Genomic DNA, 6,160 nt, shown 5'->3' with positions numbered 1-6,160 from the left:
TTTTTGTGGTTCATTTTGGTGCCATTTTACATAATACAGATAATTTTTACATTGAAATCAAATTTGTTTTCACTCCATTACAATTAATTCTTCATAATCAAACTATGAATTTTTTTATTTTCAATTGTTTATAAGAATATTGAGGAGGAAGAAATGCCAAAGTATTTAGTTATAGCAGATAAAGTATACAAGGAAATTAAAAAAGACAATTTATTTACAGAAGACACCATTCAAAATTTAAACTGTTTAATTAGCTTAATTCGTAAAGCAATTAAAGGTACTGAGTTCAAACTGAAGTACAATTTTATAAATTTTGAAGAATGCTTAAATCAATTTAATAAAGAAAAGTCAGTTCATATTGATTTAAGTCTGATGCCAAAGTTTCAAAATGAAGGTGAGTTTATTTTATGGCTTGCTGGTTTCATTGAGCGAATGACAATTGGAGGTAAAGAAAAGTTGCCTCCAATTTCAAACTATATTCCGAAAGGCTTTAGAATTGATAAAGCCGAGATTCCTGTTGCTGCTGAACCAGCTAAAGAAGAAAATGCAGAGATGATCATTAATTACTTTAAATCTGAGGACTATATTAAAAACAATAAAATATCCTCATAAAATATAGAAGTATTCATCCACCATACTTCTATATCTCGCTGATCAAATTCAGCTACCGCCTTCTGGGGCGGTTTTTTTGCTTTAGAAATCTTAATTATCTAAATTAAAAATGTCAGAAAATATGGAAATGTTCTATAAAGAAATAATAATGATTTAAAAAATAGTAAGTTAAAGATTATATTGTTATTTTTATTAAAATATTTTTCACATAAAAATACGCTTAAATTACGTATAGAAACATTTACTCGTACATAATTTTCAAAAAAATAGGAAGATGACGAGATGAATGAGAATGCTGAACTCATTAAATATTTAGATATTGCTGAAAATGTTTACGCAAATATTTATGAAAAGTATCAGATTACGGATAACCCTGTGACAAATCTCAATAGGGTTATGGCGGAAATTAGAAAAGAAGCTGAACAAATCAATTTAAAGTTAAAATATAGCAAAATTGATTTTGAAGAATGTCTAAGTAAGCCTCTTTCTGAAAGAGAGATAAAAGTTGACGTAAGTCTACTTCCACGCTTTGAGTATCGAGATGAATTTATTTTATGGCTGGCTAATTTTATTGGAAATATTAGCGTGCAGAAGAAATTCATAAAACAAAACTATCAGTTTAATTAGCGCTATAAATTTTTAGTTCCCTAAAACCTTAAATAAGTTTCTATAAATTAGCGATATAAAAAGAACAAAAAGTGCACCTTTTAGAGGTAACTTTCATGAAGAATATTACGGAAAAATCGCTTTTTGATATCTTTACACAACATCAAGCCTATCTTTATCGAGCATCCTCAAGATCGGTAAATGAGCTTTTTAGATTTTTTAACGATGAAACACTCGTTATGCTTGATCGTTTGGCTGATTTAATAAAAGAGCTTAACCAGACTGAAAGGGCTGCTCTTGCAGGTGGCGAATACACAACTCGTCACCTTAAAAATATCCAACTTGTTATTTCTGATTGGTTTAATTCAATGAGCGATGTTCTACCAGAAATGTTTGCTCATTCGGCAACTAGTTTGGCTGTTTATGAGTCAAATTATATGGCTAAGCTATTTGGTAAAGTCATTAAAGATTTAGAGGGAGAGCACCTCTATAAATTGATAAAACGAGTTCCATTGGCTGGTGGTGCCTTAGTTGATGAATCCTTAGCTCAAATTAGTGAGAATGCCCGTCAAAGAATTGAATATGCTATTCGAGATGGAATGAATACAGGCATGACACCTCAGCAAATTATTAGACGTATTACTGGTACGAAACGTCTTAAGTATGAAGATGGATTGCTCAACGGTACCAAAATTGATATTGAACGTATTGTCAGAACCCTACGGAGCCATATTTCAAATCAGGTTTATTTATATAACTTTAAAAAATTTAATTTTGAATATGTCAGATTTGTGAGTGTTCTAGATGGAAGGACATCTAAAACTTGTGCTGCAATTGATGGTTCAATTTGGAAATTGAATGACCCAGCGAAAAGGGTTCCACCTTTGCATCCCAATTGCCGGAGTATTCTGGTACCGGTAAGTAAGGACGGCAGGCTTATTGGGAATCGATCTTTTATTATGGATGAAAGGAGAGTGCGAGACATTCCTAAAGATGAGCGGGCTCAATTAATGGGTCAAATAGATGCAAATATTTCCTTCAAAGAGTTTTTCAAATTGACCGATAATTTTTTTCAAAAAGAATGGTTAGGTCCCAAACGCTATAAATTATATAAAGAAGGACAATTTGATTTTGATAAATTCTTTGATCCAAAGGGGCGGCTTTACACTCTGGATGAGTTGAGGGAACTCGATGAGCGAACCTTTAAAATACTTGGGCTGTAGCTTGGTAGAGACCAAAATTAACCTTTTGCAACTTAATTTTTAAAGGAGAGCTTGTTACCCTTGCGCGTGAAATTAAGGTGAGACTATGAAATTTATATTCCTCTTTATGAGCGCTGTTACTCTTCCATGTTATGCAGCATCTGAAACTATGCAAATGCATTATTGTCATCTTGTGGAAAATGCGGCAAAGGGAGTTATGGATGCAAGACAACATGATGTGCCAGTGACTGAACTACAAGAGATTGCTAGCCATCTTGAAGAAGCAGAGGCAAAGCAGCTTTACCAACAACTCATTGATACAGCATATTCCTCAAAATTGTTTGAAGACCCTTTAACCAAGACAAAAGCTGTTGAAGACTTTCAAACCACTTGGCATGAAAAATGTTTAACGAAAAGTTCTGTAGGCTGAGCTATACATGTAAATCGAACCTACTCATGAAGTAGGTTTTTTTGTTTAGTTAATACAATAAAAATAAATCTACTGCTGGCGAAAACATAGATGAGGTTAGATGTTATAAAAATAAGTTCCAAGCTTTAGTATTGCAAAACGGATTTAACGTTTATGACATCATGATGAAAAGATTCTACATAACAAAATATCTATAACAAATTAAAGACTAACCTTGTCATTTAACAACTAAAAGTATGCATTATAGAGAAACTTTGTAGTTTATTTTTACTCTTAATTTAAGCTTAAGGCTGGGGCTTTTAGATATCGGCTAATCGTTAAGTATGTTTGGAGAACATACAATGATAAATCATGAAAGTTTATCTAAAAGTTTAAGTAAAGTTCCAGAAGTCACATTACTGTTCTGGATCATTAAAATTGCTGCTACAACCTTAGGGGAGACTGCTGGTGATGCGCTCTCTATGTCCCTTAATTTGGGATATGTAATTAGTACAGCAATTTTCGCAGTGATATTTGCAGTTTTTGTTGGTCTGCAAATTAAAGCCAAGCAATATAATTCATTTTTTTATTGGGCGACCATTATTGCTACGACTACATTGGGAACCACAATTGCTGATTTTGTGGATCGGACTTTAGGCGTGGGCTATGCAGGGGGAAGTTTAATATTACTTATTTTATTAGGCCTCTCTCTGTTTGTCTGGTATTTAAGCTGTGGCACAATTTCGGTAAAAAGTATTCAATCTGCTAAAAGTGAAGTCTTCTATTGGCTAACCATTATGTTCTCTCAAACATTAGGGACAGCATTAGGCGATTGGACGGCTGATACTCAAGGGTTAGGGTATACGAGCGCTGCTTTAATTTTTGGTACTTTATTGTTGGTATTAGCGATCTGTTATTTTTATACCAAAATCTCAAGAACATTATTATTCTGGTTGGCCTTTGTTCTTACTCGACCACTCGGGGCAGTTTTAGGTGATTTTCTCGATAAACCTATTGCACATGGTGGATTAGAGCTAAGTAGATTTACGGCGTCTTTTGTTTTATTTGCTTTTATTGTGGTTTGTTTAATGGTCTTTAAACCTAGAGCAGCAGAGACAGCACATTAATTTAATTCTTAAAAAAGACCACATTATTCTGTTGGGTGATGTGGTCTTTTTTTTATTTGAGTGCAAAAGGTTAAATGAAATCTTGTTAACACTTTATTTTTGACGTAAAAAAGCCCTTGCTCGAAAGCTAAGGGCTTAGTCATTCATTGATCTAGCAATGAACTATATAAGGCTCATCTCATACTAAGCGCAGTATATATGAAATTGAGTCAATAAAGAAGGTGAGGTATAGCAGATTATCTTGAAGAGCAACAAGCCAAACAACTTTATCAATAGCTTATCAAATCTGCATATTCTTCAAAGTTATTTGAAGACCCTCTCATTAAGTCAAAAGCTGTCGAGAATTTTCAAACCGCTTGGCATGAACAATGTTTGGCAAAAGAATTAGCTAAAAATATGTGAGTGTTAGGGGGAAATGGCTAGCTTAGGTTGGAAGATAGAACTTTATTTCTTACTTATCTCTTAGTTATAAAAAGCCCTCGGAATTTCAGAGGGCTTTTTGTTGTGTATAAGTTAAGGTCAAATTATTTAACTATATAAGATTAAGAAATTAGCAAGTTCATACTCTTCTACAGTTAAAAGTGTTGATTCGAGGTTAATTTCTTCAAAGTTTCCTTTAATGCTCAATAAAGTTATTTTGCACTGCCGCAATAATTAACTGTACATCGTCAGGTGTATTACTAATTAAAATATTAAGCATATTATGATAATTATCAGAATCAATATCTTGTTGTCGTGGAGAGTCAATAATAAATGAAGGAGTAGATAACTCAGCATGAGAGTAGATGGAATTAAGGATAGTAAGCCTTTTCGCTAACACTGGCTAAGCGCTGTAAAGAAGGAGAGAAGGTATTAGTTCGGGTTCTTAATATCATGCAAGACCAACGTTACATCAAAATTTGTGAGCGAAATCCCACGCAGGAACAATTCTTTTATGGCTGGATTACTAACCGGATCGGCTAACATGAAAGTCTTCAATTGCAAGCGAACTAGATTGGCTTCATTGATTACAGTTCTGTGTATCCTGTTTTCAGGTTGCACAGCTCATACGATATCTACAAAAGTGCATGTCACTGTTTGTGTGCAGTGTGTGAATTAAAGTCTTTAGGAGAACGCTTTTTTATAAATGGGCGAATAAGTTAAATTGGTTTAAATTTTCTTTAAATATATTTAATTTTAGCTTTAGTATCTATAAGTTAATGTAACGAGCTTTATTGTTATTTTCGTAAAAATAAAAATAAAAATTGTTTTTAAGTTAATGTTTTTTAAAATTATATATATTTTATATTTACATTAATAAGATTGGATACAGGTGCATGATTCATTATTAAATTTATATCATCTACTTTAAATAAGCTATTTACCCTCTGCGAAGAATATTCAACGAGCGGTATAAATATGGTTGATTGAAATAATAAATAACCCCAACCTTGAATTTATAAGTAGGGATATAGATTGGAAATGTGAAAGAGCTACCCATAGGTAGAAATACTCATGAATTAAGTTAAAGGATATTGGTATGAAAGCTATTTTAACGAAGAAAATTATTAGCTGTATCGCAATTAGTAGTGTTTTAAGCTTCAGTGCATTTGATATTATGGCAGCGAATCAACAAACTATAAATGATGGGAAGAATCACTCTAAAATATTAAATGAAAACCATGAAAATTTGACTGATAGTCAAATTTTCCAGATATTAAGTACAGCTAATAATGGTGAAATTAAGCAGGCAAAAACTGCATTACCAAAACTAAAAATAGATGAAGCTAAGAAATATGCTGAAATGATGATTAAAGAACATTCAGCCAATGAAAAAAATGCACAAGCGTTGGCAAGTCGGTTACAGTTGATTTCACAAACCAGTAATCTTAGTAAATCATTGCAAAATGATAGTGATAAAATTGTTAGTAAGCTTAATCAAATAACATCAGATACTGATAAAAATTATATGATGAGTCAAGTTAAAGTTCACCGTAAAGTTTTGACGATAATTGATAAGCAGTTAATACCAAACACGAAAAGTTCTGAATTAAAAAATATGCTCGTACAAACACGTGATGCTGTTGCGAAACACCTAAAAGCAGCTGAAGATATATTTAAAAATATGAAATAATATATAATTATTATCTTTTAAAAATGCATTTAAAAAGCCTAGTATTAATTAACTAGGTTTTTTAAATTGCATATACATAAAATCATAATTT

6 protein-coding genes and 1 pseudogene are annotated in these 6,160 nt (G+C 32.2%); all 7 read left to right on the top strand.

Annotated elements, in window-relative coordinates; all coding sequences use genetic code 11:
- The first annotated feature begins 153 nt into the window (after window positions 1–153).
- The 7 genes and pseudogenes from ACH8JV_RS14890 to ACH8JV_RS14860 all read left to right on the top strand — a co-directional run bounded on the left by ACH8JV_RS14890 (window position 154) and on the right by ACH8JV_RS14860 (window position 6,069).
- Entirely contained in the window at window positions 154–612 is a 459-nt protein-coding gene (locus ACH8JV_RS14890; protein ID WP_396522127.1) for a hypothetical protein, read from the top strand.
- Between the two features lie 282 nt (window positions 613–894).
- Window positions 895–1,239 (top strand): hypothetical protein, encoded by a 345-nt coding sequence (locus ACH8JV_RS14885; protein WP_032012057.1) that lies wholly within the window; start codon window positions 895–897, stop codon window positions 1,237–1,239.
- 95 nt (window positions 1,240–1,334) lie between these two features.
- Window positions 1,335–2,441 carry a minor capsid protein gene (locus ACH8JV_RS14880; RefSeq protein ID WP_396522124.1) on the top strand — a complete coding sequence of 369 codons (1,107 nt, stop codon included), beginning with the start codon at window positions 1,335–1,337 and terminating at the stop codon, window positions 2,439–2,441.
- Window positions 2,442–2,526: 85 nt separating this feature from the next.
- Complete coding sequence (locus ACH8JV_RS14875; protein ID WP_396522122.1) at window positions 2,527–2,850, top strand: hypothetical protein; 324 nt, start codon at window positions 2,527–2,529, stop codon at window positions 2,848–2,850.
- Between the two features lie 341 nt (window positions 2,851–3,191).
- Entirely contained in the window at window positions 3,192–3,956 is a 765-nt protein-coding gene (locus ACH8JV_RS14870; RefSeq protein ID WP_289738387.1) for a hypothetical protein, read from the top strand.
- Between the two features lie 819 nt (window positions 3,957–4,775).
- Window positions 4,776–4,919, top strand: a pseudogene (locus tag ACH8JV_RS14865) (putative peptidoglycan-binding domain-containing protein); the annotation flags it as partial.
- Between the two features lie 556 nt (window positions 4,920–5,475).
- On the top strand, window positions 5,476–6,069 hold the full coding sequence (locus tag ACH8JV_RS14860) for a DUF4142 domain-containing protein (protein ID WP_396522120.1): 594 nt from the start codon (window positions 5,476–5,478) through the stop codon (window positions 6,067–6,069).
- Window positions 6,070–6,160 lie beyond the last annotated feature (91 nt).

Source organism: Acinetobacter sp. ABJ_C5_2, from assembly GCF_044538485.1.
Classification (GTDB): Bacteria; Pseudomonadota; Gammaproteobacteria; order Pseudomonadales; family Moraxellaceae; genus Acinetobacter; species Acinetobacter nosocomialis_A.
This window is presented reverse-complemented; position numbering and strand designations above follow the sequence as displayed.

Coding starts and splice junctions, on each gene's coding strand:
- ACH8JV_RS14890 (WP_396522127.1), top strand. CDS start 154: ATGCCAAAGTATTTAGTTATAGCAGATAAAGTATACAAGGAAATTAAA.
- ACH8JV_RS14885 (WP_032012057.1), top strand. CDS start 895: ATGAATGAGAATGCTGAACTCATTAAATATTTAGATATTGCTGAAAAT.
- ACH8JV_RS14880 (WP_396522124.1), top strand. CDS start 1,335: ATGAAGAATATTACGGAAAAATCGCTTTTTGATATCTTTACACAACAT.
- ACH8JV_RS14875 (WP_396522122.1), top strand. CDS start 2,527: ATGAAATTTATATTCCTCTTTATGAGCGCTGTTACTCTTCCATGTTAT.
- ACH8JV_RS14870 (WP_289738387.1), top strand. CDS start 3,192: ATGATAAATCATGAAAGTTTATCTAAAAGTTTAAGTAAAGTTCCAGAA.
- ACH8JV_RS14860 (WP_396522120.1), top strand. CDS start 5,476: ATGAAAGCTATTTTAACGAAGAAAATTATTAGCTGTATCGCAATTAGT.